This window comes from Pseudomonas sp. COW5 (genome assembly GCF_026240005.1).
Taxonomy (GTDB): Bacteria; Pseudomonadota; Gammaproteobacteria; order Pseudomonadales; family Pseudomonadaceae; genus Aquipseudomonas; species Aquipseudomonas kribbensis.
Map to the genome: position 1 here is coordinate 2,811,297 of NZ_JAPHVP010000001.1, position 22,674 is coordinate 2,833,970.

21 protein-coding genes are annotated in these 22,674 nt (G+C 60.7%); 11 read left to right on the forward strand and 10 right to left on the reverse strand.

Annotated features, from left to right (window positions below; translation table 11 throughout):
- Positions 1 to 98: 98 nt before the first annotated feature.
- Both metK and OQ248_RS12810 read right to left on the reverse strand, forming a co-directional pair.
- Positions 99 to 1,289 carry a methionine adenosyltransferase gene (metK, locus tag OQ248_RS12805; RefSeq protein WP_011336330.1) on the reverse strand — a complete coding sequence of 397 codons (1,191 nt, stop codon included), beginning with the start codon at positions 1,287 to 1,289 and terminating at the stop codon, positions 99 to 101.
- 18 nt (positions 1,290 to 1,307) lie between these two features.
- Positions 1,308 to 2,303, reverse strand: a complete 996-nt coding sequence (locus OQ248_RS12810) for a metalloregulator ArsR/SmtB family transcription factor (RefSeq protein WP_265813013.1) — start codon at positions 2,301 to 2,303, stop codon at positions 1,308 to 1,310.
- Positions 2,304 to 2,574: 271 nt separating this feature from the next.
- Here OQ248_RS12810 and tkt point away from each other — a divergent pair, with 271 nt between their 5' ends.
- The 7 genes from tkt (at position 2,575) to OQ248_RS12845 (ending at position 9,196) form a co-directional block, all read left to right on the forward strand.
- Complete coding sequence (gene tkt, locus OQ248_RS12815) at positions 2,575 to 4,572, forward strand: transketolase (protein ID WP_265813014.1); 1,998 nt, start codon at positions 2,575 to 2,577, stop codon at positions 4,570 to 4,572.
- Positions 4,573 to 4,723: 151 nt separating this feature from the next.
- A complete protein-coding gene (gene epd / locus OQ248_RS12820) occupies positions 4,724 to 5,776 on the forward strand; it encodes an erythrose-4-phosphate dehydrogenase (RefSeq protein ID WP_265813015.1) in 1,053 nt (350 codons plus the stop codon).
- Between the two features lie 12 nt (positions 5,777 to 5,788).
- A complete protein-coding gene (locus tag OQ248_RS12825) occupies positions 5,789 to 6,952 on the forward strand; it encodes a phosphoglycerate kinase (protein WP_085709119.1) in 1,164 nt (387 codons plus the stop codon).
- Between the two features lie 34 nt (positions 6,953 to 6,986).
- Positions 6,987 to 7,208, forward strand: coding sequence for a hypothetical protein (locus OQ248_RS12830; protein WP_197867242.1), 222 nt, complete (start codon positions 6,987 to 6,989; stop codon positions 7,206 to 7,208).
- A gap of 57 nt (positions 7,209 to 7,265) precedes the next feature.
- Positions 7,266 to 7,598 (forward strand): MliC family protein, encoded by a 333-nt coding sequence (locus tag OQ248_RS12835; protein ID WP_114886030.1) that lies wholly within the window; start codon positions 7,266 to 7,268, stop codon positions 7,596 to 7,598.
- Positions 7,599 to 7,723: 125 nt separating this feature from the next.
- A complete protein-coding gene (fba, locus tag OQ248_RS12840; RefSeq protein WP_265813016.1) occupies positions 7,724 to 8,788 on the forward strand; it encodes a class II fructose-bisphosphate aldolase in 1,065 nt (354 codons plus the stop codon).
- Between the two features lie 156 nt (positions 8,789 to 8,944).
- Positions 8,945 to 9,196 (forward strand): helix-turn-helix domain-containing protein, encoded by a 252-nt coding sequence (locus OQ248_RS12845; protein ID WP_114886028.1) that lies wholly within the window; start codon positions 8,945 to 8,947, stop codon positions 9,194 to 9,196.
- Positions 9,197 to 9,266: 70 nt separating this feature from the next.
- Here OQ248_RS12845 and OQ248_RS12850 read toward each other — a convergent pair whose 3' ends face one another.
- The 3 genes from OQ248_RS12850 to OQ248_RS12860 form a co-directional block, all read right to left on the reverse strand.
- Complete coding sequence (locus OQ248_RS12850; protein WP_114886025.1) at positions 9,267 to 9,524, reverse strand: helix-turn-helix domain-containing protein; 258 nt, start codon at positions 9,522 to 9,524, stop codon at positions 9,267 to 9,269.
- Between the two features lie 96 nt (positions 9,525 to 9,620).
- On the reverse strand, positions 9,621 to 9,980 hold the full coding sequence (locus tag OQ248_RS12855; RefSeq protein ID WP_265813017.1) for a hypothetical protein: 360 nt from the start codon (positions 9,978 to 9,980) through the stop codon (positions 9,621 to 9,623).
- A gap of 365 nt (positions 9,981 to 10,345) precedes the next feature.
- Positions 10,346 to 11,014, reverse strand: coding sequence for a polysaccharide lyase family 7 protein (locus tag OQ248_RS12860; RefSeq protein WP_265813018.1), 669 nt, complete (start codon positions 11,012 to 11,014; stop codon positions 10,346 to 10,348).
- 333 nt (positions 11,015 to 11,347) lie between these two features.
- Here OQ248_RS12860 and OQ248_RS12865 point away from each other — a divergent pair, with 333 nt between their 5' ends.
- The 3 genes from OQ248_RS12865 to OQ248_RS12875 are packed head-to-tail and all read left to right on the forward strand — an operon-like array spanning position 11,348 to position 14,325.
- The gene (locus tag OQ248_RS12865) at positions 11,348 to 13,471 is read left to right on the forward strand and encodes an EAL domain-containing protein (RefSeq protein WP_265813019.1); all 2,124 of its coding nucleotides are present in this window, start codon (positions 11,348 to 11,350) and stop codon (positions 13,469 to 13,471) included.
- Between the two features lie 41 nt (positions 13,472 to 13,512).
- Positions 13,513 to 14,004 (forward strand): M48 family metallopeptidase, encoded by a 492-nt coding sequence (locus tag OQ248_RS12870; protein WP_265813020.1) that lies wholly within the window; start codon positions 13,513 to 13,515, stop codon positions 14,002 to 14,004.
- 24 nt (positions 14,005 to 14,028) lie between these two features.
- On the forward strand, positions 14,029 to 14,325 hold the full coding sequence (locus tag OQ248_RS12875; RefSeq protein ID WP_008033286.1) for a winged helix-turn-helix domain-containing protein: 297 nt from the start codon (positions 14,029 to 14,031) through the stop codon (positions 14,323 to 14,325).
- Between the two features lie 237 nt (positions 14,326 to 14,562).
- Here the strand turns inward: OQ248_RS12875 and OQ248_RS12880 are convergent, their stop codons facing one another.
- Complete coding sequence (locus tag OQ248_RS12880; RefSeq protein ID WP_011336314.1) at positions 14,563 to 15,015, reverse strand: GNAT family N-acetyltransferase; 453 nt, start codon at positions 15,013 to 15,015, stop codon at positions 14,563 to 14,565.
- A gap of 256 nt (positions 15,016 to 15,271) precedes the next feature.
- On the opposite strand from OQ248_RS12880, the gene OQ248_RS12885 reads away from it, so the two are divergent.
- Positions 15,272 to 16,009, forward strand: a complete 738-nt coding sequence (locus tag OQ248_RS12885; RefSeq protein WP_085709128.1) for a transporter substrate-binding domain-containing protein — start codon at positions 15,272 to 15,274, stop codon at positions 16,007 to 16,009.
- Between the two features lie 6 nt (positions 16,010 to 16,015).
- On the opposite strand, the gene yccS is transcribed toward OQ248_RS12885, so the two are convergent.
- The 4 genes from yccS to mdtD form a co-directional block, all read right to left on the reverse strand.
- Positions 16,016 to 18,199 carry a YccS family putative transporter gene (gene yccS / locus OQ248_RS12890; protein WP_134828362.1) on the reverse strand — a complete coding sequence of 728 codons (2,184 nt, stop codon included), beginning with the start codon at positions 18,197 to 18,199 and terminating at the stop codon, positions 16,016 to 16,018.
- A 232-nt stretch (positions 18,200 to 18,431) separates the two neighbouring features.
- Positions 18,432 to 19,610: an NAD(P)/FAD-dependent oxidoreductase gene (locus OQ248_RS12895; RefSeq protein ID WP_265813021.1), complete on the reverse strand. Its 1,179-nt coding sequence runs from the start codon at positions 19,608 to 19,610 to the stop codon at positions 18,432 to 18,434.
- Between the two features lie 158 nt (positions 19,611 to 19,768).
- A complete protein-coding gene (dbpA, locus tag OQ248_RS12900) occupies positions 19,769 to 21,154 on the reverse strand; it encodes an ATP-dependent RNA helicase DbpA (RefSeq protein ID WP_085709131.1) in 1,386 nt (461 codons plus the stop codon).
- Between the two features lie 80 nt (positions 21,155 to 21,234).
- On the reverse strand, positions 21,235 to 22,674 hold the full coding sequence (mdtD, locus tag OQ248_RS12905; protein WP_085709132.1) for a multidrug transporter subunit MdtD: 1,440 nt from the start codon (positions 22,672 to 22,674) through the stop codon (positions 21,235 to 21,237).

Genomic DNA, 22,674 nt, shown 5'->3' on the forward strand with positions numbered 1-22,674 from the left:
GATTCGGGCCTCTTCGCGAGCAAGCTCGCTCCCACAGAGTACGAATGAAAAAGCCCCGCACGGCGAACCGTGCGGGGCTTCTTGTACCGCCAGGAAAATTACAGGCCGGCAGCAGAACGCAGAGCGTCGGCGCGGTCGGTTTTTTCCCAGGTGAAAGTGGAGAAGGTGTCTTCGCCAACAGTCTTGGTCTGCGGAGCACGGCCGAAGTGGCCGTAGGCTGCGGTTTCCTGGTACATCGGGTGCAGCAGGTCGAGCATGGTGGTGATCGCGTATGGACGCAGGTCGAACACTTCACGGACCAGTTTGATGATCTTGTCATCGCTGATCTTGCCGGTGCCGAAGGTGTTCAGCGAGATCGAGGTAGGCTGGGCCACACCGATCGCGTAGGAAACCTGGATTTCGCAACGCTCGGCCAGGCCGGCAGCCACGATGTTCTTGGCAACGTAACGGCCAGCGTAGGCAGCCGAACGGTCAACCTTCGATGGATCCTTGCCGGAGAACGCGCCGCCGCCGTGACGGGCCATGCCGCCGTAGCTGTCGACGATGATCTTGCGACCGGTCAGACCGCAGTCACCTACCGGGCCGCCAATGATGAACTGGCCGGTCGGGTTGATGTGGAACTGGGTGTCCTTGCTCAGCAGTTCGGCAGGCAGCACGTGCTTGACGATCAGTTCCATCACGCCTTCGCGCAGGTCGTTGTACGACACTTCAGGGTTGTGCTGGGTCGACAGGACCACGGCGTCGATACCGACAACCTTGCCGCCTTCGTAACGGCAGGTCACTTGCGACTTGGCGTCCGGACGCAGCCAAGGCAGCAGACCCGATTTACGGGCTTCGGCCTGGCGCTGAACCAGCTGGTGCGAGAAGGTGATCGGTGCCGGCATCAGCACGTCGGTTTCGTTGCTGGCGTAGCCGAACATCAGGCCCTGGTCGCCGGCGCCCTGATCTTCAGGCTTGGCACGGTCAACGCCCTGGTTGATGTCAGGAGACTGCTTGCCGATGATGTTCATCACGCCGCAGGTAGCGCCGTCGAAGCCGACGTCGGAGCTGGTGTAGCCGATGTCGCAGATCACGTCACGAACGATCTGCTCCAGGTCGACCCAGGCGCTGGTGGTCACTTCACCGGCAACGATGGCCACGCCAGTCTTGACCAGGGTTTCCACCGCAACGCGTGCGTGCTTGTCCTGGGCGATGATGGCGTCCAGCACTGCATCGGAAATCTGGTCGGCGATTTTGTCCGGATGTCCTTCGGACACGGACTCGGAGGTGAAGAGGGAGTATTCGCTCATCTCGATGTTTTCCTGAATTTACCGATGGTGAGTGTCGCCAGCCGGCCGCTGAAAATGGCGGACCTGGATCTGGAAACCATTACGTAAGCCTACATAGAGGCTTTCCCCGGGAACGAGTCCCGCAGCGGTGGCCCAACGGGCCAGATCGTCCTGTTCAAACCCCAACCACAGATCACCGCAGGCCTCCCTGGCCCAACTCTGGTTGTGGCTACATAACTCTGTCACGAGCAGGCTACCGCCCGGTTGCAGCAAGCCGGCCATGTGCTTGAGCGCTTCGGCCGGCGCGGCGAAATGGTGTAACACCATGTTCAAAACTACGCAATCGGCTTGAAGGCTCACGCCACCCAATGCATCGGCCAATTGCAGGCTGACGTTAGTCAGCTTTTCACGTTCACACACCTGGCGTGCCAGTTCGAGCATCGCCGCGCTGTTGTCCAGTGCGGTTACGGTGCTGAAGCGACGCGCCAGTTCCGGCAGGAAAGCACCATCGCCGGGGCCGACTTCGATGGCCGAGGCAGCGCCACCGAAATTCAGTTTGTCGAGCAAGGCCAGCACGCTTTCACGGTACTGCGGCAGGCCGGCAATCAAATCCTGCTGGGCGCGGAATTTCTCTGCTACCCGTGCGAAAAAGTCCTGGCTGTTGGCCGCGCGTTGCCCATGGACCTGTGCGATCCGCGTTTCCACGTCGGCCGGCAGTGCCAGATTGTCGACTTCTTCTAACAACGCCGCGTGCAGCTTGCCGCCCAGTAACTCGGTGTGGGGCAGGGCGCGGCGATAGAAAATCGCGTTGCCTTCGCGGCGAGTTGCCACCAGATCCGCTTGCGCCAACACCTTGAGGTGATGGCTCATGCCGGACTGGCCGATATCGAAAATCTGCGCCAGTTCCAGTACGCCGAACGAATCGTTGACCAGGGCGCGCAATACATTCAGCCGCAGCGGATCACCGCCGGCCTTGCACAGGGCCGCCAGCTCGTCGCAATCGTCATGGCGAATGGAAGGCACGCGTAAGTTCATAGGGCCAGCAGTCTAGAGACGGCCGGAAAACACCGCAAGGCCAATATCAAAAAGTTTTGATATTGCTCGATGGGTGGCACTTTTTATTGCACTTCTCACTGACCGGTTAACTCTACAGACGAACAGCGGAAAGGTTTCACCAGCCGAAACCGATGTTATCCATTGGAAAAACGCCTCCGGATGACTATCTGTCATTGCCCCGAGGCGCTCGGGTGAGGGAAAATGCCCTCCTTTTTTCCGTTTCAATCTATTCACACCCAGGAGATCAGCGATGCCTAGCCGTCGTGAGCGTGCCAACGCCATTCGTGCCCTCAGCATGGATGCCGTGCAAAAAGCCAACAGCGGCCATCCCGGTGCCCCTATGGGTATGGCAGATATTGCCGAAGTGCTTTGGCGCGACTACCTCAAGCACAACCCGAGCAATCCATCCTTCGCCGACCGTGACCGCTTCGTGCTGTCCAACGGCCACGGCTCGATGTTGATCTACTCGCTGCTGCACCTGACCGGCTACGACCTGTCGATCGACGACCTGAAACAGTTCCGTCAACTGCACAGCCGCACCCCGGGCCACCCGGAATTCGGTTACACCCCGGGCGTCGAGACCACTACCGGCCCGCTGGGTCAGGGTCTGGCCAACGCCGTGGGCTTCGCCCTGGCTGAAAAGGTACTGGGCGCGCAGTTCAACCGTCCCGGCCACAACATTGTCGACCACCACACCTACGTGTTCCTGGGTGATGGCTGCATGATGGAAGGCATTTCCCACGAAGTCGCTTCCCTGGCCGGGACCCTGGGCCTGGGCAAGCTGATCGCCTTCTACGATGACAACGGCATCTCCATCGACGGCGAAGTCGAAGGCTGGTTCACCGATGACACGCCGAAGCGTTTCGAAGCCTACAACTGGCAGGTGATCCGCAACGTCGACGGTCACGATCCGGAAGAGATCAAGACCGCCATCGAGACCGCTCGCAAGAGCCCGCTACCGACTCTGATCTGCTGCAAGACCACCATCGGTTTCGGTTCGCCGAACAAACAGGGCAAGGAAGATTGCCACGGCGCCCCGCTGGGTGACGCGGAAATCGCCCTGACCCGTCAGGCGCTGAACTGGAACCACGGTCCGTTCGAAATCCCGGCCGACATCTATGCCGAGTGGGATGCCAAGGAAAAGGGCCGCGCCGTCGAGTCCGAGTGGGACCAGCGTTTCGCTGCCTACTCCGCCGCGTTCCCGACCGAAGCCAACGAGCTGATCCGTCGCCTGAGCGGCGAACTGCCAGCTGACTTCTCCGAGAAGGCCGATGCCTACATCGCCGAAGTCGCGGCCAAGGGCGAAACCATCGCCAGCCGTAAAGCCAGCCAGAACGCCCTGAACGCGTTCGGCCCGCTGCTGCCGGAAGTGCTGGGCGGTTCGGCTGACCTGGCCGGTTCCAACCTGACCCTGTGGAAAGGCTGTAAAGGCGTCAGCGCCGAAGACGCCAGCGGCAACTACATGTACTACGGCGTGCGCGAATTCGGCATGACCGCGATCATGAACGGCGTTGCCCTGCACGGCGGTCTGGTGCCTTACGGCGCGACCTTCCTGATGTTCATGGAATACGCCCGCAACGCGGTGCGCATGTCCGCGCTGATGAAGCAGCGTGTAATCCACGTCTACACCCACGACTCCATCGGTCTGGGCGAAGACGGCCCGACGCACCAGCCGATCGAGCAACTGACCAGCCTGCGCAGCACGCCGAACCTCGACACCTGGCGTCCAGCCGATGCCGTTGAATCGGCTGTGGCCTGGAAAAACGCTCTGGAGCGCAAGGACGGCCCGTCCGCTCTGATCTTCTCCCGTCAGAACCTGCAGCACCAGACCCGCGATGCCGGCCAGATCGCCGATATCCGCCGTGGTGGCTACGTGCTGAAGGACTGCGCAGGCGAGCCTGAGCTGATCCTGATCGCTACCGGTTCGGAAGTCGGTCTGGCCGTTCAGGCCTACGACAAGCTGACCGAGCAGGGCCGCAAGGTGCGCGTGGTTTCCATGCCATGCACCAGCGCGTTCGACGCTCAGGACGCCAGCTACAAGCAATCGGTCCTGCCGTTGCAGGTCGGCGCGCGTATCGCGATCGAAGCGGCCCACGCCGACTTCTGGTTCAAGTACGTGGGTCTGGAAGGTCGCGTGATCGGCATGACCACCTACGGCGAATCGGCTCCGGCTTCGGCACTGTTCGAAGAGTTCGGCTTCACCCTGGAAAACATCCTGGGTCAGGCTGAAGAGCTGCTGGAAGACTGATCCAGAATAGGTGTCGCCTGAACTGACGCATTCGCGAGCAAGCTCGCTCCCACAGGGTTATGTATGACTCGTGTGGGAGCGAGCTTGCTCGCGATAGCGATGGTTCAGGCGCCATCGCATCAACGGATACACCACGGTAATCGAGAACCCCATGCCTCAACCGCGTCCCTACAAAGTTGCACTCAACGGCTACGGCCGGATTGGTCGTTGCGTCTTGCGTGCGTTGTTCGAGCGAGGCTCGACGGCAGGGTTTGAAATTGTCGCGATCAACGATCTGGCCGACATGGCCAGCATCGAATACCTGACACGCTTCGACTCCACTCACGGCCGGTTTCCCGGTGAAGTGAAGGTCGACGGCGATTGTCTGCATATCAATGGCAACTGCGTGAAAGTCTTGCGCAGTGCCACCCCCGAAGGCATCGATTGGGCGTCCCTTGGCGTCGATCTGGTGCTCGAATGCTCCGGCGCTTACCACACCCGTGAAGACGGCCAGCGTTTCCTCGACGCCGGCGCGCCGCGGGTACTGTTCTCGCAGCCGATGGCCAGCGAGGCGGATGTCGACGCCACCATCGTCTACGGCGTCAATCAGGATTGCCTGACCGGCGATGAACTGCTGGTGTCCAACGCCTCCTGCACCACCAACTGCGGCGTGCCGCTGCTGCGTCTGCTGGACAAGGCGATCGGCCTGGAATTCGTGTCGATCACCACGATTCACTCGGCGATGAACGATCAGCCGGTGATCGACGCCTATCACCACGAAGACCTGCGCCGCACCCGTTCGGCGTTCCAGTCGGTGATCCCGGTGTCCACCGGTCTGGCGCGCGGTATCGAGCGTCTGCTGCCGGAACTTGCCGGGCGAATCCAGGCCAAAGCCGTACGCGTGCCGACGGTCAACGTGTCCTGCCTCGACATCACGATGCAGACCGCGAGCGACACCGACGCCGGCGAGGTCAACCGGATCCTGCGCGAGGCTGCTACCAGCGGCCCGCTCAAAGGCCTTTTGGCCTACACCGAGCTGCCCCACGCAAGTTGTGATTTCAACCATGACCCACATTCGGCCATCGTCGATGCCAGTCAGACCCGCGTTTCCGGCCCCCGGCTGGTGAACATCCTGGCCTGGTTCGACAACGAATGGGGTTTTGCCAACCGAATGCTGGATGTTGCAGAACATTTTCTGCAGACAGCGACTTCAAAAAAACCGTAGGAAGTGCGACCCATGACCGTGTTGAAGATGTCCGACCTCGATCTGCAAGGTAAGCGCGTATTGATCCGCGAAGACCTCAACGTCCCAGTCAAGGACGGTGTTGTCACCAGCGATGCGCGTATCCTGGCTTCGCTGCCGACCATCAAGCTGGCCCTGGAAAAAGGCGCGGCCGTGATGGTCTGCTCGCACCTGGGTCGTCCGACCGAAGGCGAGTTCTCTGCCGAGAACAGCCTCAAGCCTGTTGCTGACTACCTGAGCAAGGCCCTGGGCCGCGAAGTGCCGCTGGTGGCCGACTACCTGGGCGGCGTTGACGTCAAGGCCGGCGACATCGTGCTGTTTGAAAACGTGCGCTTCAACAAGGGCGAGAAAAAGAACGCTGACGACCTGGCCCAGCAATACGCCGCCCTGTGCGACGTGTTCGTGATGGATGCTTTCGGTACTGCTCACCGTGCCGAAGGTTCGACCCACGGTGTGGCCAAGTTCGCCAAAGTCGCCGCTGCCGGCCCGCTGCTGGCCGCTGAGCTGGACGCACTGGGCAAAGCCTTGGGCGCACCGGCCAAGCCGATGGCCGCCATCGTGGCCGGCTCCAAGGTCTCGACCAAACTCGACGTGCTGAACAGCCTGAGCCAGATCTGCGATCAACTGATCGTCGGTGGCGGCATCGCCAACACCTTCCTGGCTGCTGCCGGTCACCCGGTCGGCAAGTCGCTGTACGAGCCGGACCTGCTGGACACCGCTCGCGCCATCGCCGCCAAGGTCAGCGTGCCGCTGCCGGTGGACGTTGTGGTTGCCAAGGAATTCGCTGAAAGCGCTGAAGCGACCGTGAAGTTGATCGCTGACGTCGCTGCTGACGACATGATCCTCGACATCGGCCCGCAAACCGCCGCCAACTTCGCCGAGCTGCTGAAGTCGTCGAAAACCATCCTGTGGAACGGCCCGGTCGGTGTGTTCGAATTCGACCAGTTCGGCAACGGCACCAAAGTGCTGGCCGAAGCCATCGCCGAAAGCGCGGCGTTCTCGATTGCCGGTGGTGGCGATACCCTGGCGGCCATCGATAAATATGGCGTGGCGGAAAAGATCTCCTACATTTCCACCGGCGGTGGCGCGTTCCTCGAATTCGTCGAAGGCAAGGTGCTGCCGGCCGTTGAAGTCCTGGAAAGCCGGGCCAAGGCCTGAGGCCGCCCGTTTGGCCAGGCAAAGGAGTGTTCAGATGGTCAAGTCGTTAGCGCTGTTGTTGCTGACCGGTACGCTGGCGGCCTGCGGGAGTAACCCGAAGGCCGAGCCGACACCGGCACCCGGCGAGGCACAGAAAGGCTGCTACCAGGCCGACTGGCAGGCTGAAACCAACCCGGTGCTGAACAAGCGCTCGGGACCGGAAGGCCTGGACAAGTACGAGACGCAAACCCCGGCCAAGGAACATGGTTGCCCTTGACCGGTCTGACTCTTTAACTCAGGGCCGGCGGCGTGCGCTGCCGGTCGAGGAACACGGATGAAAGGCTTGATCGCCGTTGCGGCACTGGGATTGTTGGGTGGTTGTGCGCAGTGGAACCCGTTCCAGTCGTCCGCCCCTGTGGATAACTGGACCACCTGGACCTGCGACAGCCAGGCCAAGGTGTTGTGGCGCTATACCGACGCCGGCCAGAAGGCAGTCGATGTGCGGCTGGGCGGCGGCGATCAGGTCTATCGCCTGAAAGAAGAGCCGGGCGCGTCGGGCGCGTTGTACAGCGACGACATGCTGGCGTTTCACATCAAAGGTAATGAAGGCCTGGTCTACTGGGTCGCTACCAATGATCTGATCGGCCGGGGCTGCAAAGCCGAATAAAACAGAATTTGCTTTATCGAATCACCAGGCCGGGCCTCAACCCCCGATCTGCAATCACTTGAATAGCCGCCGCCGCTCCGGCAGGCTGGCACGATTAACGACCCAAACCGGGAGAGAGACACACAATGGCACTTATCAGCATGCGCCAGATGCTGGACCACGCAGCCGAGTTCGGCTACGGCGTTCCAGCCTTCAACGTCAACAACCTTGAGCAGATGCGCGCCATCATGGAAGCCGCTGACAAGACTGACTCCCCGGTGATCGTTCAGGCTTCGGCCGGCGCTCGCAAATACGCCGGCGCGCCGTTCCTGCGTCACCTGATCCTGGCCGCGATCGAAGAATTCCCGCACATCCCGGTGTGCATGCACCAGGACCACGGCACCAGCCCTGACGTCTGCCAGCGCTCCATCCAGCTGGGCTTCAGCTCGGTGATGATGGACGGCTCCCTCGGCGAAGACGGCAAGACCCCGACCGACTACGAATACAACGTCCGCGTAACCCAACAGACCGTAGCCATGGCTCACGCCTGCGGCGTTTCGGTCGAAGGCGAGCTGGGCTGCCTGGGTTCTCTGGAAACCGGCATGGCCGGTGAAGAAGACGGCATCGGCGCCGAAGGCGTTCTGGATCACAGCCAGATGCTGACCGACCCGGAGGAAGCCGCTGACTTCGTCAAGAAGACTCAGGTCGACGCCCTGGCCATCGCCATCGGCACCAGCCACGGCGCCTACAAGTTCGCCAAGCCGCCTACCGGTGACGTGCTGGCGATCGACCGCATCAAGGAAATCCACAAACGCATCCCGAACACCCACCTGGTGATGCACGGTTCCTCGTCGGTTCCGCAAGAGTGGCTGGCGATCATCAACCAGTACGGCGGCGACATCAAAGAAACCTACGGCGTACCGGTTGAAGAAATCGTCGAAGGCATCAAGCACGGCGTGCGCAAGGTCAACATCGACACCGACCTGCGTCTGGCATCCACCGGCGCCATGCGTCGCCTGATGGCCACCAACCCGAGCGAATTCGACCCGCGTAAATTCTTCGGTGAAACCGTCAAGGCGATGCGCGATGTATGTATCGCTCGTTATGAAGCTTTCGGTACTGCCGGCAACGCTTCGAAGATCAAGCCGATCTCGCTGGAAAGCATGTATCAGCGTTATCTGAAGGGTGAGTTGAACGCCAAGGTCAATTGAGACTGGGTGTTGAGCTGATTTGAAAGAAACCCGCCGTGAGGCGGGTTTCTTTTTGCCTGGGTTTTTTATGTCTAGCTCATATACGTTGCGTGAGATGTCACCTATAACGGACAAAAAGCCGGAACGGCTTACTGAAGTCCGATATAGGTGACATTGATGATCTTGTACAACCCTCCGCTGTTCGGTGAGCGAATCCGTCAGTACAGGCGTGCTAAGGGTTATACCCAGGCGCTGTTGGCGCAGAGAGCGGCGTGCAGCCGTAAGACCATTATGGATCTTGAGGCGGGAGGGAATGTGGCCCTATACACCGTGTTCAGGGTTTTGACAGCGCTGGGAATGGCACTTGATATCGTGGATAACAGGATAGATATCAAATCCTTGGCGGATCTGGTTGAGCACGATGAGTAAGCTGCAACGGAGTCCGTCTACGGATTTTTACAGGAGATGATTTTTGCGTGGGGTAAGAATTATCTAAAAGTCAGAGATCATTGAATAACTCCGCAAGCTCTTCAAGAGTTGGCATTACAGCTGGAATGACAACAAGCTCACTATCCAGAGCCGCCAGGGTGCGTGCGTAGGCGATCATGCTGACAGATGGAGCGCCTTTCTCCACTGCGATGATGTTGTATCGTGTCAGCCCTGCGAGCTCGGCAAGTTGTACTTGCGTCAGGCCACGAGCTATACGTTTTTCGCGTAGTTGATTACCTAGACGGCTGATCAATAGGACGTAGTCCATGTTCCGCTACCGCAACGTTTGAAGGTTCATGTTGTGTAAATACAACATGTCATCCCGAGAAACCCGCCCTGAAGCGGGTTCCTTATATAGAGCTGGTTACTTCGGCTCGACGTGATCCAGCGCCTGATTCACCGCCAGTTCCGCCAGCATCACCACTTGTGCAATACCCAGCGCGGTTTTGCGGTGGGATGTCGGGAGTATCGCGGCGAAGTTGTTGAGCATTTCGCTGGCGGAGCCGAGGGTTTCGCTGGCGTTGGCCAGCAGGGATTCGGTGTTGTAGGCGGGGTTGGCGAAGTACATGCGGTCGGGTTCGTTGACCGTGGCCATGATGCGGGCGCCGGGGCAGAGGTAGTGGTCGAGGGCGCGTTCAGCGGCTTCGTTGAGTTTTTTGGGGTCGAGGGAATCGTAGGGGGAGGCCAGATCTGTTTCTGGCGGATGAGGCGTAGATTTAATCATTTGCTCGAAACCTGATTGGAGTGCCCCCGCTCTGGCTACTAATCAAAGTGGAGGCAACTGTACGCAGGTTAGTAGACCGGGGTTTCGAGCAAGCCGGCGCACCCGAAGGTGCCCTGCGCACAGTCGCCATCGAGTGCAGGAATCGAAATTCCTGACTGACAGATGCTTGTGAACCAAGCTTGAAACCACGGGCTACTAAACCCGATCACTGCGAATCAGTGACCCGAATCAAGTTACCGACGGCCCTCCAGGCGCACAAGCCGGCGGATTCTGGCGTACCGGTAGGCAGCGACGCAAGCCGTTGTAGGCTTCAGGAAGTAACGCGAACCGTCTTTAAACAGGAGCCTTAAACGATCACGCCGCCACTATTTATCGTGATCGATATCCAGCTTGCTGAACGTCACCTGCCCACCTTCGCTGGTGTACCCGGTGTTGTCCTGCACATACACGCCCGCCTTGAAATACAGCGGTTTGTTGCGCCAGGTCGCGCTGATCTGCGAATCCCACTGATACCCGGCCGCACTCACGCCCAGCGCGCCGCCGGGGCTGAGGTGAATCAGGTAATTGAATTCGCGATCCAGTTTGATCCCGGTCGCGAGGGTAATCACCCGGCCTTCGTCATCATCCGGGTGCATGCGCACCTTGATCACCAGGTTGCCGGAGTCCAGTTTGCTCTTGTACTGATACTCGAGTTTCACCAATGGTTTCTGGCTTTCATAGGCGTGGATCTGCCCGATGACGATCTTGCCCGAGCTGGGCACTTTGTTGACGGACAGGGTCGCGCGCAGCAGGTTGTCGGCGTCCGGGTAGTACCAGTTGCGCAGGGTGCCGTTGCTGAAGGTTTCGCGCAGTTCGGTGCGCGGGTAGATGGCGTTTTCGGTTTTCGAGCCGGTCACCGGGGACCAGAAGAACAGGGTGCCGGTGTCCGAATGGAAGTACTGATCCTTGAAGCCGTTCACCAGTCTGGAGGTTTCGACGGTGTGGGGCGGGCTGCCAACGGGAACGCTGAGGTTCCAGGTTGCGAGGTCGATCATGTCGGTTCTTCCACTCTGTTTCTGCTGCACGCGCGTGCCAGAAGCTCTAGCCCGCGCCTCTTGGGGGCGGCCTTTATAAGCGTAGAGGGATTTTTTGTTAACGGCCGTCTGGCGGATGATTGGCGCCAACATCCTGTCGAAATGCCATGTTTCCCGGTTTTCGGGGGCTGCAGCGATGACCGTTAGTCGGCTACTTACCGGTTTGGTTAAATGATGGCCTGATGACAGCTACTGCTTTTTCGGATCCAGGACTAGAGTGAAGGCTCAGTAACAGTACGGTTTTCACGAGAAACCGGCCGCGTCCCGATTGGATGTCCCGACAAGAGAAGCAGCATGGAATGCGCGCAAACCCAGCCAGGTGAAGGCAGCTCCGTCCTTTTGATCGTTGATGATTACCCTGAAAATCTGATCAGCATGCGCGCGTTGCTGCAGCGCCAGGACTGGCAGGTCATGACCGCGGCTTCCGGTTTCGAAGCCCTCAGCCTGTTGCTCGAACACGACATCGACCTGGTGCTGCTGGATGTGCAGATGCCGGGCATGGACGGTTTCGAAGTCGCACGCCTGATGCGTGGCAGCCAGCGAACGCGGCTCACTCCAATCATTTTCCTTACCGCCAACGAACAGTCCCAGGACGCCGTGATCAAGGGCTATGCCAGTGGTGCGGTGGATTACCTGTTCAAACCTTTCGACCCGCAGATTCTCAAGCCCAAGGTCCAGGCGTTGCTGGAGCACCAGCGCAATCGCCGGGCGTTGCAGCGCCTGAGTCAGGATCTGGAATCGGCGCGGGCCTTCAATGCATCGGTGCTGGATAACGCCGCCGAAGGCATTCTGGTGCTGGCCGAGGATGGCTTGATCCGCTTTGCCAACCCGGCGATTTCCCGTTTGCTCAATGCGCCGGTGAAGGAACTGGAAGGGCAGGAGTTTCTCGATTACCTGCAGAAACCGCACATTCCGCTGTGGGCCGATTCCGAGTTTTATGCCAGTTACAAACGGGGCGAGACGCTGCGCTTACACGACGCGTTGCTGCGTACCGCGCCAGGCCAGCAAGTGCCGGTGGCGCTGTCCTGCGCGCCGCTGCCGAGCGAGCAGCATGCGATGGTGGTAACGGTGCTGGACATGTCGGTGGTGCGTCATCTGCATCAGCAGCTGGAATTTCAGGCTGTCACCGATCCGTTGACCGGGCTGCTCAATCGTCGTGGCTTTTACCAGACTGTGGAAAACCTGCTGTTGCGCGGTGAGCGCAGTGACAGCAGTTGGGTGCTGATGTACCTCGATCTCGATGGCTTCAAACGGGTCAACGATTCTCTCGGCCACGACGCCGGCGACCGGGTGCTGCGCTGGGTTTCCGAACAACTGAAAGCCTGCCTGCGACCGTTCGACATTCTGGCGCGGATGGGCGGTGACGAGTTCACCGCGCTGCTGGATCTGGAATTCCCCGAACAAGCGGCGAAGATTGCCGAAAAGCTCATCGAACGGGTGTCGATCTGTCAGCAGATTGAAGGCATGGACATCGCCCTTGGCGCCAGTATCGGCATCGCCACGTACCCGGATTGCGGCAACAACCTCGACGGTTTGATGCGCGCCTCGGACATCGCCATGTACGAAGCCAAGCGTGCCGGGCGTCAGCAATATCGCTTCTACGATCATGAGATGAACGGCCGCGCTCGCTCGCGGCTGATGCTGGAAGAGAGCGTGCGTAACGCCATCGAGAACCGCGATTTCAATCTGGTGTATCAGCCACAGGTGGCGATTGGCGACGGCCGGATTCGCGGTTTCGAGGCGTTGCTGCGCTGGCAGCATCCGAGTGTCGGCGACGTGCCGCCGGGGTTGTTCCTGCCGTTGCTGGAAGAGGCGACGTTGATCAGCCGGCTCGGCAGCTGGATCTATCACCGCAGCGCCGGGCAGCGTAAGGCCTGGGAGTCCGAATTTTCCAGGGATCTGGTGCTTGGGGTGAGCCTGAGCAATACCCAGTTTGGTTTGCCGAATCTGGTGACCGAGTTACGCCAGGTGCTGGAGCGCCATGGTTTGCAACCGCATCAGATGGAAGTGGAAGTGACCGAAGAGGCGCTGACGATCAACCCGGACGAGACCCGCAAACAACTGAAGCTGCTGCGCAATCTCGGGGTGCGGGTGGCGCTGGACGATTTCGGCTCCGGGTCCTGCTCGCTGTCGCATCTGCGGGATCTGGAGCTGGATACGCTCAAGCTCGATCGCCACCTGATCGCCCGATTGCCGGACTCGTCCCGGGATGCCTCGCTGGTGCGCACTGTCATTGATCTGTGCAAGGAATACGGCTTGCTGGTGATTGCCGAAGGCGTGGAAACCGTCGAGCAATATCAATGGCTGCAAGCCCACGGGTGTGAGTACGTGCAAGGCTTCCTGGTGGCGCGGCCGTTGGTCGCCGAGGACGCGACGCGCTTCGCCGAGCCGTTCGACTGGAGCGCGTTGGCCGGTTGAATTCGCTACACTGGCGGCCTTTTCATGACCCGTGCCGCCCCATGACTGCGTTGAAATACCTCCAGGCCTATCCCGCGCAATTGCAGGATCAGGTGCGCCAATTGATTGCCGAAGATCGCCTCGGTGATTACCTGAGCCAACGCTATCCGGGCCGCCACGATGTGCAGAGTGACAAGGCGTTGTACGGCTACGCGCTCGATTTGAAGCAGGAATACCTGCGCAACGCCCCGGCCATCGACAAGGTTCTGTTCGACAACCGCCTCGACCTGACCCACCGCGCACTCGGCCTGCACACTACGGTGTCGCGGGTGCAGGGCGGCAAGCTCAAGGCCAAGAAAGAGATCCGCATCGCCTCGCTGTTCAAGGAGGCCGCGCCTGAATTTTTGAAGATGATCGTCGTGCATGAACTGGCGCACTTCAAGGAGTCGGATCACAACAAGGCGTTCTATCAATTATGTGAGCACATGCTGCCGGGCTATCACCAGATCGAGTTCGATCTGCGGGTGTACCTGACGTGGCGGGACCTGCAATAAGACATCAAACAGCGGAGTGCATGCATGGACGTGAGCAAGACCAAGAGCAGTTTCTACCGGCGCTTGTACGTGGCGTATCTGATCGACAGCGGCCTGGCCAGCAGCGTACCGGCGCTGACCGACGTCACCGGCATGCCCCGGCGCACGGCGCAGGACACTATTGCGGCGCTGGCGGATCTGGATATCGTCTGCGAGTTCGAACAGGAAGAGGGCGCGCGCAACCATGCGGGGCGCTATCGGATTCGTGAGTGGGGGGCGATTGATCGGGGGTGGATCGAGCGCAATTTGCGGCAGATCAAGGCGGTTCTGGAATATCCCTGAGTTGTGGAATCGGCTCTGGATCGTTGCCCTCACCCCAGCCCTCCCGAAACGTCGGACCGCCCGGAGGGAGAGGGGGCCGATTGGGGGACATTGGAGAGATTCGCCGACTTGAACGAATGCTGTTGAATCCATAGTCGCCTAGCTCGTTCAGGTCGGGGTATAGCGCAAGACAACGCGGTCAGTCCCCTCTCCCTCCGGGCGGTCCGACGTTTCGGGAGGGTTAGGGTGAGGGGCTTTTCAGGAACGCCGCATCCCGATATGCGGAATGTCATCCTCCAGATATTCCTCACCCGCCACGACAAACCCGTACCGCCCGTAATACCCCTGCAAATGCGCCTGGGCCGACAGATAGATCGGCACCTCAGGCCAACGCTTTTCGGCCTGCTTCAGCGCCTGTTCCATCATTTCATGTCCCAACCCCTTGCCACGCCCGGCCGGCGCCGTCAGCACGCGGCCGATCACCACATCGCCTCCCTGGGATTCCGGGTCCAGCAGACGCAGGTACGCCACCAGTTGATCACCGTCCCAGCCCATCAGGTGGCAGGTGTCGCCATCCAGATCCTGACCGTCCGGATCCAGGTAGGCGCAGCGCTGTTCGACCACGAACACTTCCGAGCGCAATTTCAAAATGGCGTACAGCTGCTCCAGTCCCAGATCGCTGTGATGTTTGCAGACCCACTCGATTGTCATCTTCCGATTCCTTGAACAACGTCGCCCGATACTAAGCGCACCGTCGAAATATGTCTGTATGGCGCAATAATCTGTGACGAAGGCCAAAATGCCATCATTCCTTTCTCGCGCCGCCGACTTCTTTGTGTAATCTGCTGAGAAGCGCTGTGCAACGGCTTCAATGAGCTAATGTTAGGGCCTGGGATTCGCCGGTACGGGGCCTTGGGGTTTTGACTGAAAACACGCCGGGCGGCCCGCCCGCTAAGGATTTTCAAGCATGCCGCGATTGCATCGAGCGTTGGCTTTGATCGGATTGCTGTTGCTGGGTCAAAGCGCTGCAGCGGAGAAATTGCGTCTGGTCTTCGACGTCTGGCCGCCGTTTACCGATGACACGCTGGTCAACGGTGGGCTGGCCACGGACATTGTCAGTACGGCTCTGGCCCGGGCAGGTTATGCCAGCGATTACGAACAGGTGCCATGGGCGCGGGCGCTGCTCGGGGTTGGCGAGGGGCGTTACGACGTGCTGGTCAACGCCTGGTACAACGACGAGCGCACGAAGCTGGGGCAGTTTTCCGACGAGTACCTGCTCAACCGCGTGCGTTTTCTCAAGCGCAAAGACACGCCCATCGAATACAACAACCTGCAGGAACTGCACACCTATCCGATTGCGGTAGTGCGCGGCTATGCCTATTCGGCGCCGTTCGATGCCGACACCGCGCTGCAGAAAGTTCCTGTGCATAACTTCGCGATGGCCGTGCGCATGCTGGCGGCGGACCGGGTCAAGCTGACCCTGGAAGACGAATACGTCGCCCGTTATTACCTGGCCCGTGAATCACCGAAAGTGCGCAACGCCGTGGAGTTTCTGCCCAAGCCCCTGAGCGAGAACAGCCTGCACATTCTGGTCAGCCTGAAGAACCCGGAGCACGAACAGATCGTGGCCGGGTTCGACAAGGCGATTGCGGCGATGAAGGCCGATGGCAGCTATGACAAGTTGCTCAGGCAGCATGGCATGTGAAGCGGCTCAATCCTCGGCGGTGTCCTTGATCAAGTGCGCCGCCAGCGTCCGCAACGGGCCTAGCTGACGGCAGATCAGCGCCAGTTGCGTCTGCACCAGTCGCTGGCCTTCGTCGATCTCGTCCGCCATCTGCTCCAGTTCATTGGCCAACGCTTCTTCTTCATCGCTCTGGATCGCAATCGGCTGTTTGCTCGCCAGACCCTGGGCGATCTCGTCGATGCTGCTGGCCAGTTTCACGCCCGCGCCATCGATCAGATGCTCACGCACCTCGGCCGGCAACTGGGTTTCCCGGTGTGCGCCGAGGCCTGACAGATAACTGAGCAAGGTGTGTGACAGCACCAGGAAACGGAAACCGACATCGGCCTCTTTCCGGAAATGCCCCGGCTCCATCAGCATGTTCGCCAGCGTGGTCGACAGTGCTGCGTCGGCGTTGTGCGCGTTGCGCCGGGCGAGGCGGTAGGCGAGGTCGTCGCTCTTGCCGGCGGCGTATTGCTGCATGATCTGGCGCAGATAGATGCTGTTGCAGGTCAGGGTGTTGGCCAGCACTTTGTTCAGGCGCCGACCCTGCCAGTCCGGCAGGAACAGGATCACCGTCAGGCCTGCGATCAGGCTGCCGAGCAGGGTATCGAACAGGCGCGGCACGAACAGCCCGTAGCCGTCGCCGACCTGGTTGAAGCAGAACAGCACCATGATCGTGATGGCAGCGGTCGCCACGGTGTAGCGGGTGGTGCGGTTGGTAAAGAACACCACGCCGGCGGCGATGGCGAAGCACGACTGCACCAGCGGGCTCGGGAACAGATCGAACAGCGCCCAGGCGATGGTCAGGCCGATGGCGGTGCCGAGAATCCGCTGGCCGAGTTTGCGCCGGGTGGCGCCGTAGTTCGGCTGGCAGACGAACAGCGTGGTGAGGATGATCCAGTAACCCTGCGACGGGTGAATCAGATGCACCATGCCGTAACCGATGCTCAGCGCCAGCGGCAGGCGCAAGGCATGGCGGAACAACAGTGACGTCGGCGTGAGTTGGGTGCGCAGACGCGTCAGCACATCCTTGAAGTTGCGCGGCGAACGGTCGAGCAGGCTGCTGTCGGTGGCATCGGCCAGCGCATCCGGATTGCTGGCATCGCTGAGCAAACGGTCGAGCGTGCCGAGGTTGGCCGCCAGTGCCCGCAGCGAACGCAGCAGCCCGCGCCAGGCCGGGTTGCTCTGGATGCGCAGGTGTTCGAGGGAAGCGTGCAGGTCACTCAGGGCTTCGGCGAATGTCGCGTCGTAGATGAACGGCTGGCGCATCTGGATCGATTCAGCCAGCGCCCGACAGGCCTTGCCTTGCTGGCGCAGCAGGCGCTGACAGCGGAACAGCACGTCGCTGTGGAAAAACGCCTCGGCCAGTGCGTTGTAAGGGTAGTGCGAAGAACTGGCGCGTTCGTGAATGTCCTGGGCGAGGAAGTACAGCTTCAGGTAGCGGCTGACTTTCGAGCCGGGGCGACCGTTGCCGACCCGATGGAGAATGATTTCCTTGGCGCTGTTCAGGGCTGCGACGACACGGCCGTTTTGCTGGGCCAGTTCCAAGCGCCGCGCTTCGACGTCCAGCTGACGGATCGGCTCGAACAACGAGGCTTTCAGCTTCAGGTAATAACCCAATTCACGGAACAGCCGCGCCAGACTCTGCTGCACCGGCTGGTTGGAAAACATCGCCTGCCACAAAACCGACAGCAAGCCATACCACGCGGCACCGGCCACCAGCAGCATCGGTTCGTGCCAGAAATCCGTGACCGCGCCGCCGCGCTGGTCCACGCCGATCATGGTGTAGACGGAAAGAATCAGGGTCGCCGAGGCAATCGCCCCGTAACGCTCGCCGAGCGCACCGAGCATGGTCAGGCCGAAACTGGCCAGTGCCAAAGCGATGACGAACACGATGGGGTAGGGGAACAGCAATTCCACCGACAGCGCCGCAACGCTGAAACACACCAGCGTCACCGCCAGTGCGTTGAGACGGCCCTGCCAACTGTCGTCGGTCTCGGCCAGGGCGCTGGCGATGATCCCGAGGAACAGCGGGATCAGCAGCCCCATTTCATCCTGATACCAGCACAGCGCCATGCTGCCGGTCAGGGCGATGAACACCCGCACGCTGTAGCTGAATTTATCCAGCGCCCACAGGCGCCGCAAAGACTGACGAAACGAGGTCGAGGACATGAAGTGCGAAGGCCTTCCGAGGCGATGCCGCTAAATTGAGCCAGTAATGACGCCGACGCAATGGCGCCGATCACATCTGACAGCAAAAAGTGTTCCCTACAGCTTCAGCGATAACAAATGTGGGAGCGAGCTTGCTCCGGGCGGCGATCCGACGATTGCAGTCTGTCAGTTGATACTTTTGTGACTGACACACCGCTATCGCGAGCAGGCTCGCTCCCACAGTTTGATATTTTCAGACGTACTGCGCGGCGGCGTAGCCGGAAGCCCAGGCCCACTGGAAGTTGAAACCGCCCAGGTGCCCGGTGACGTCCAGTACTTCGCCGACGAAGTAGAGCCCCGGGCTTTTCAGCGATTCCATGGTCTTGGACGACACTTCCCGGGTATCGACGCCGCCGAGGGTGACTTCGGCGGTGCGGTAGCCTTCGGTGCCGGCCGGGACGACTTTCCAGCTGCCGAGTTTCTCGGCGATGTCCGCCAGTTCGGCATGGGTGTACTGCTTCATCGGTTTGGAGACGAACCAGTTGTCCGCCAGCAGGTTGGCCATCTTCTTGGTGAAGATTTCCCCGAGCAGGGTTTTCAGTTCGCTGTTCGGGCGCTCGGCAGTTTGCTGTTGCAGCCAGCTCGCCGCGTCGTGATCGGGCAGCAGGTTGATCTCGACCGTGTCGCCCGGCTCCCAGAACGAGGAAATCTGCAGAATCGCCGGGCCGCTGAGGCCGCGGTGAGTGAACAGGATGTTTTCGCGAAAGCTCTGGTCGTTGCAGCTCACCAGGCAATCCACCGAGGTGCCGGACAGTTCGGTGCACAGTTCCTTGAGCTGATCGGTGATGGTGAACGGCACCAGCCCGGCACGGGTCGGCAGCAGGTCATGACCGAATTGCTTGGCGACCTGATAACCGAAACCGGTGGCGCCCAGCGTCGGGATCGACAGGCCTCCGGTGGCAATCACCAGCGACTGGCACTGGATCTGGCCGAGGGTGGTGTCGAGCAGGTAACCACCTTCGACTTTTTCGATGGTCTGGATCGAAGTGTCGAGGTGCAGGTTGACGCCGACCTGATCGCACTCGTCCAGCAGCATGCCGAGGATGTCGCTGGATTTGTTATCGCAGAACAGCTGGCCGAGTTTCTTCTCGTGATAGGGCACGCCGTGCTTGGCGACCATGCCGATGAAATCCCACTGGGTATAGCGGGCCAGGGCGGATTTGCAGAAGTGCTGATTCTGCGAGAGGAAATTGCCCGGTTCGGTGTACATGTTGGTGAAGTTGCAGCGCCCACCGCCGGACATCAGGATTTTCTTGCCGGCCTTGTTCGCGTGGTCGAGCAGCAACACCTGACGCCCGCGCCCGGCGGCGGTCAGTGCACACATCAACCCTGCGGCGCCAGCGCCAATGATCACGACTTCGGTAGAGCGCAAAACGGTGTCCTCACACAAAATTCAAATTCACCGGAAACCAATGTGGGAGCGAGCTTGCTCGCGATGTGGTCGGCACATGCAACATAGTTGTTGGCTGACAGTCCGCCATCGCGAGCAGGCTCGCTCCCACAGGGGATCTTCCTTGGGTGGAAGATCGCTTACAAAACGCGAACGCGCAGCGAACGACCCTTGATCTTGCCGTTGTTCAAGCGCTGCAGCGCCTGCATGACCACGGTGCGCTCGACGGCCACGTAGGACTGGAAGTCGAAGATCGCGATCTTGCCGACCTGCGTGCCCGGAATCCCGGCTTCACCGGTCAGTGCACCGAGAATGTCGCCCGGACGCACCTTGTCCTTGCGCCCGCCGGCGATGCACAGCGTGCTCATCGGCGGTTGTAGCGGGGCACCACCCTGGGATTTCAGGTTGTCCACCTGATCCCAGTTCAGCGGGGTTTTCTGCAGTTGTTCGATGGCTTGGGCGCGGTGCGCTTCCGACGGCGCCACCAGGCTGACCGCGATGCCTTTCTCGCCGGCACGACCGGTACGGCCGACGCGGTGAATGTGGATTTCCGAATCACGGGCCAGCTCGACGTTGATCACCATGTCCAGCGAATCGATGTCCAGGCCACGGGCGGCGACGTCGGTGGCCACTAGCACCGAAGTGCTGCGGTTGGCGAACATCGCCAGTACCTGGTCGCGGTCACGCTGTTCCAGATCGCCGTGCAGGCCGACGGCGGAAATGCCCTTGGAGGTCAGGTGATCGACGGTTTCCTGCACTTGCTGCTTGGTGAAGCAGAACGCCACGGTGGAGGCAGGGCGGAAGTGGTGCAGGACCTTGGTCACCGCGCTCATGCGCTCTTCCGGGGAAATCTCGTAGAAGCGTTGCTCGATCTGGGTGTCGTCGTGGAACGCTTCGGCCTTGACCGTCTGCGGGTCGCGCATGAACTTCGACGCCAGTTGCTTGATGCCCACCGGATAGGTCGCCGAGAACAGCAGGGTCTGACGGCGGGTCGGGGTCTGCTCGATGATGTCTTCGATGGCGTCGTAGAAACCCATGTCGAGCATGCGGTCGGCTTCGTCGAGGATCAGCGTGTTCAGGCCGTCGAGGACCAGCGAACCCTTGCGCAGGTGCTGCTGGATGCGCCCCGGGGTGCCGACGATGATGTGCGCGCCGTGCTCCAGCGAGGCGATCTGTGGACCGAACGACACGCCGCCGCACAGGGTCAGGACCTTGATGTTGTCTTCGGCACGGGCCAGACGACGGATTTCCTTGGCGACCTGGTCGGCCAGCTCGCGGGTCGGGCAGATGACCAGCGCCTGGCAACCGAAGTAGCGCGGATTGATCGGGTTCAGCAGGCCGATGCCGAACGCGGCGGTCTTGCCGCTGCCGGTCTTGGCCTGGGCGATCAGGTCCATCCCCTTGAGGATCACCGGCAAGCTCTGCGCCTGGATCGGCGTCATCTGGGCATAACCGAGAGATTCGAGGTTAGCCAGCATGGCGGCGGACAGCGGCAAAGTATTAAAAGCGGTGGCGATGGTGGTCACGGGACTGGCCTGCAAAACAAAATGTCGCGCAGTGTAGCAGCCCCGTGCCACTTTCCTCGAAAGTTCTGGACGAACAGCGGTTAATGTTCGATGTGTTCGTCCGGATGTTCATCGGGACGTTTGACGCGCCGCCCGTCCTCTTTCGAGAGTTGCGAGAAGATGGTCGCCGCCAGCATCGCCATGACACCCACGGTGACGAACGTCAGCTGGAACGCGCCCAGCACGGTTTCAACGCCATCATTGCCGATTTCCGCCGTGAAGCCGCCGAGCAAGGCACCGGCGCAGGCGACCCCGAGACTCAGCGACAATTGCGCAACCACCGACAGCAGGCTGTTGCCGCTGCTGGCGCTGGCGTCGTCGAGATCGATCAGGGTCACGGTGTTCATCGCGGTGAATTGCAGCGAGTTGATCGCGCCGAGAATCGCCAGCAGGCACAACAGCAGCCAATACGGTGTCTGCTCGCTGACCAGGCCCATGCTCGCCAGCATGATTCCCAACGCCAGCGTGTTGCCGGTCAAAACGATGCGATAGCCGAGACGTTCGATCAGCGGCCGCGCCATCCACTTGGCAAACATCGCTGCGGCGGCCAGCGGCAGCATGCTCATCCCGGCCTGCGACGGTGAATAACCCAGCGCCACCTGCAGCAGCAACGGCACCAGAAACGGCAACGCACCGCTGCCCAGGCGGGCGAACAGGTTGCCGATGATCCCCACCGCAAACGTCCGGGTCTTGAACAGCGAAGGCGCGAACAACGGATTCTCGACCCGCCCGGCGCGCAGCCAGTACGCGGCCAGACAGGCCATGCCACCAAACAGCAGCAACATCACCCGCAGGTGCGGCAGATGCAATTCGCCAAGGCCTTCCATGGCGATGGTGATCAGAATCATCGCCGCGCCGAACAGCAGGAAACCCAGGCTATCGAAGCGTGTGCGCTCGGTGCCGCGCAGGTCGGGAATGAACTTCCACACCGCATAGCAGCCGATGACGCCGACCGGCAGGTTGATCAGGAAGATCCAGTGCCACGTCAGGTATTGCACCATCCAGCCGCCCATGGTCGGGCCGATCAGCGGGCCGAGCAGGCCGGGAATGGTGATGAAGCCCATGATCCGCACAAGTTCAGAACGCGGGTAGGCGCGCAGCACCACCAATCGCCCGACCGGCAGCATCAACGCGCCGCCCAGACCCTGAATGACCCGGGCGCCGACCAGCATGGTCAGGCTGCTCGACAGGGCACAGAGCAGCGAGCCGATGCTGAACAGCAGGATCGCGCCGAAGAAGATCTTCTTGGTGCCGAAGCGGTCGGCGATCCAGCCCGAGGCCGGAATCAGCAACGCCACGGTGAGCATGTAGGCGATGACTACGCCCTGCATGCGCAACGGGTCTTCGGCCAGATCCCTGGCCATGGCCGGCAGGGCGGTGTTGAGGATGGTCCCGTCGAGGGACTGCATGAAGAAAGCGATGGCGACGACCCACGGCAACCAGCGGGCGGTGATGGCGTCGAGAGGCGGGCGGTTGGGCAT

Coding starts and splice junctions, on each gene's coding strand:
- metK (WP_011336330.1), bottom strand. CDS start 1,289: ATGAGCGAATACTCCCTCTTCACCTCCGAGTCCGTGTCCGAAGGACAT.
- mdtD (WP_085709132.1), bottom strand. CDS start 22,674: ATGCCCAACCGCCCGCCTCTCGACGCCATCACCGCCCGCTGGTTGCCG.
- tkt (WP_265813014.1), top strand. CDS start 2,575: ATGCCTAGCCGTCGTGAGCGTGCCAACGCCATTCGTGCCCTCAGCATG.
- OQ248_RS12855 (WP_265813017.1), bottom strand. CDS start 9,980: ATGATTAAATCTACGCCTCATCCGCCAGAAACAGATCTGGCCTCCCCC.
- OQ248_RS12845 (WP_114886028.1), top strand. CDS start 8,945: ATGATCTTGTACAACCCTCCGCTGTTCGGTGAGCGAATCCGTCAGTAC.
- OQ248_RS12870 (WP_265813020.1), top strand. CDS start 13,513: ATGACTGCGTTGAAATACCTCCAGGCCTATCCCGCGCAATTGCAGGAT.
- yccS (WP_134828362.1), bottom strand. CDS start 18,199: ATGTCCTCGACCTCGTTTCGTCAGTCTTTGCGGCGCCTGTGGGCGCTG.
- epd (WP_265813015.1), top strand. CDS start 4,724: ATGCCTCAACCGCGTCCCTACAAAGTTGCACTCAACGGCTACGGCCGG.
- OQ248_RS12880 (WP_011336314.1), bottom strand. CDS start 15,015: ATGACAATCGAGTGGGTCTGCAAACATCACAGCGATCTGGGACTGGAG.
- OQ248_RS12810 (WP_265813013.1), bottom strand. CDS start 2,303: ATGAACTTACGCGTGCCTTCCATTCGCCATGACGATTGCGACGAGCTG.
- OQ248_RS12865 (WP_265813019.1), top strand. CDS start 11,348: ATGGAATGCGCGCAAACCCAGCCAGGTGAAGGCAGCTCCGTCCTTTTG.
- OQ248_RS12830 (WP_197867242.1), top strand. CDS start 6,987: ATGGTCAAGTCGTTAGCGCTGTTGTTGCTGACCGGTACGCTGGCGGCC.
- OQ248_RS12885 (WP_085709128.1), top strand. CDS start 15,272: ATGCCGCGATTGCATCGAGCGTTGGCTTTGATCGGATTGCTGTTGCTG.
- OQ248_RS12825 (WP_085709119.1), top strand. CDS start 5,789: ATGACCGTGTTGAAGATGTCCGACCTCGATCTGCAAGGTAAGCGCGTA.
- fba (WP_265813016.1), top strand. CDS start 7,724: ATGGCACTTATCAGCATGCGCCAGATGCTGGACCACGCAGCCGAGTTC.
- OQ248_RS12850 (WP_114886025.1), bottom strand. CDS start 9,524: ATGGACTACGTCCTATTGATCAGCCGTCTAGGTAATCAACTACGCGAA.
- OQ248_RS12875 (WP_008033286.1), top strand. CDS start 14,029: ATGGACGTGAGCAAGACCAAGAGCAGTTTCTACCGGCGCTTGTACGTG.
- OQ248_RS12835 (WP_114886030.1), top strand. CDS start 7,266: ATGAAAGGCTTGATCGCCGTTGCGGCACTGGGATTGTTGGGTGGTTGT.
- OQ248_RS12860 (WP_265813018.1), bottom strand. CDS start 11,014: ATGATCGACCTCGCAACCTGGAACCTCAGCGTTCCCGTTGGCAGCCCG.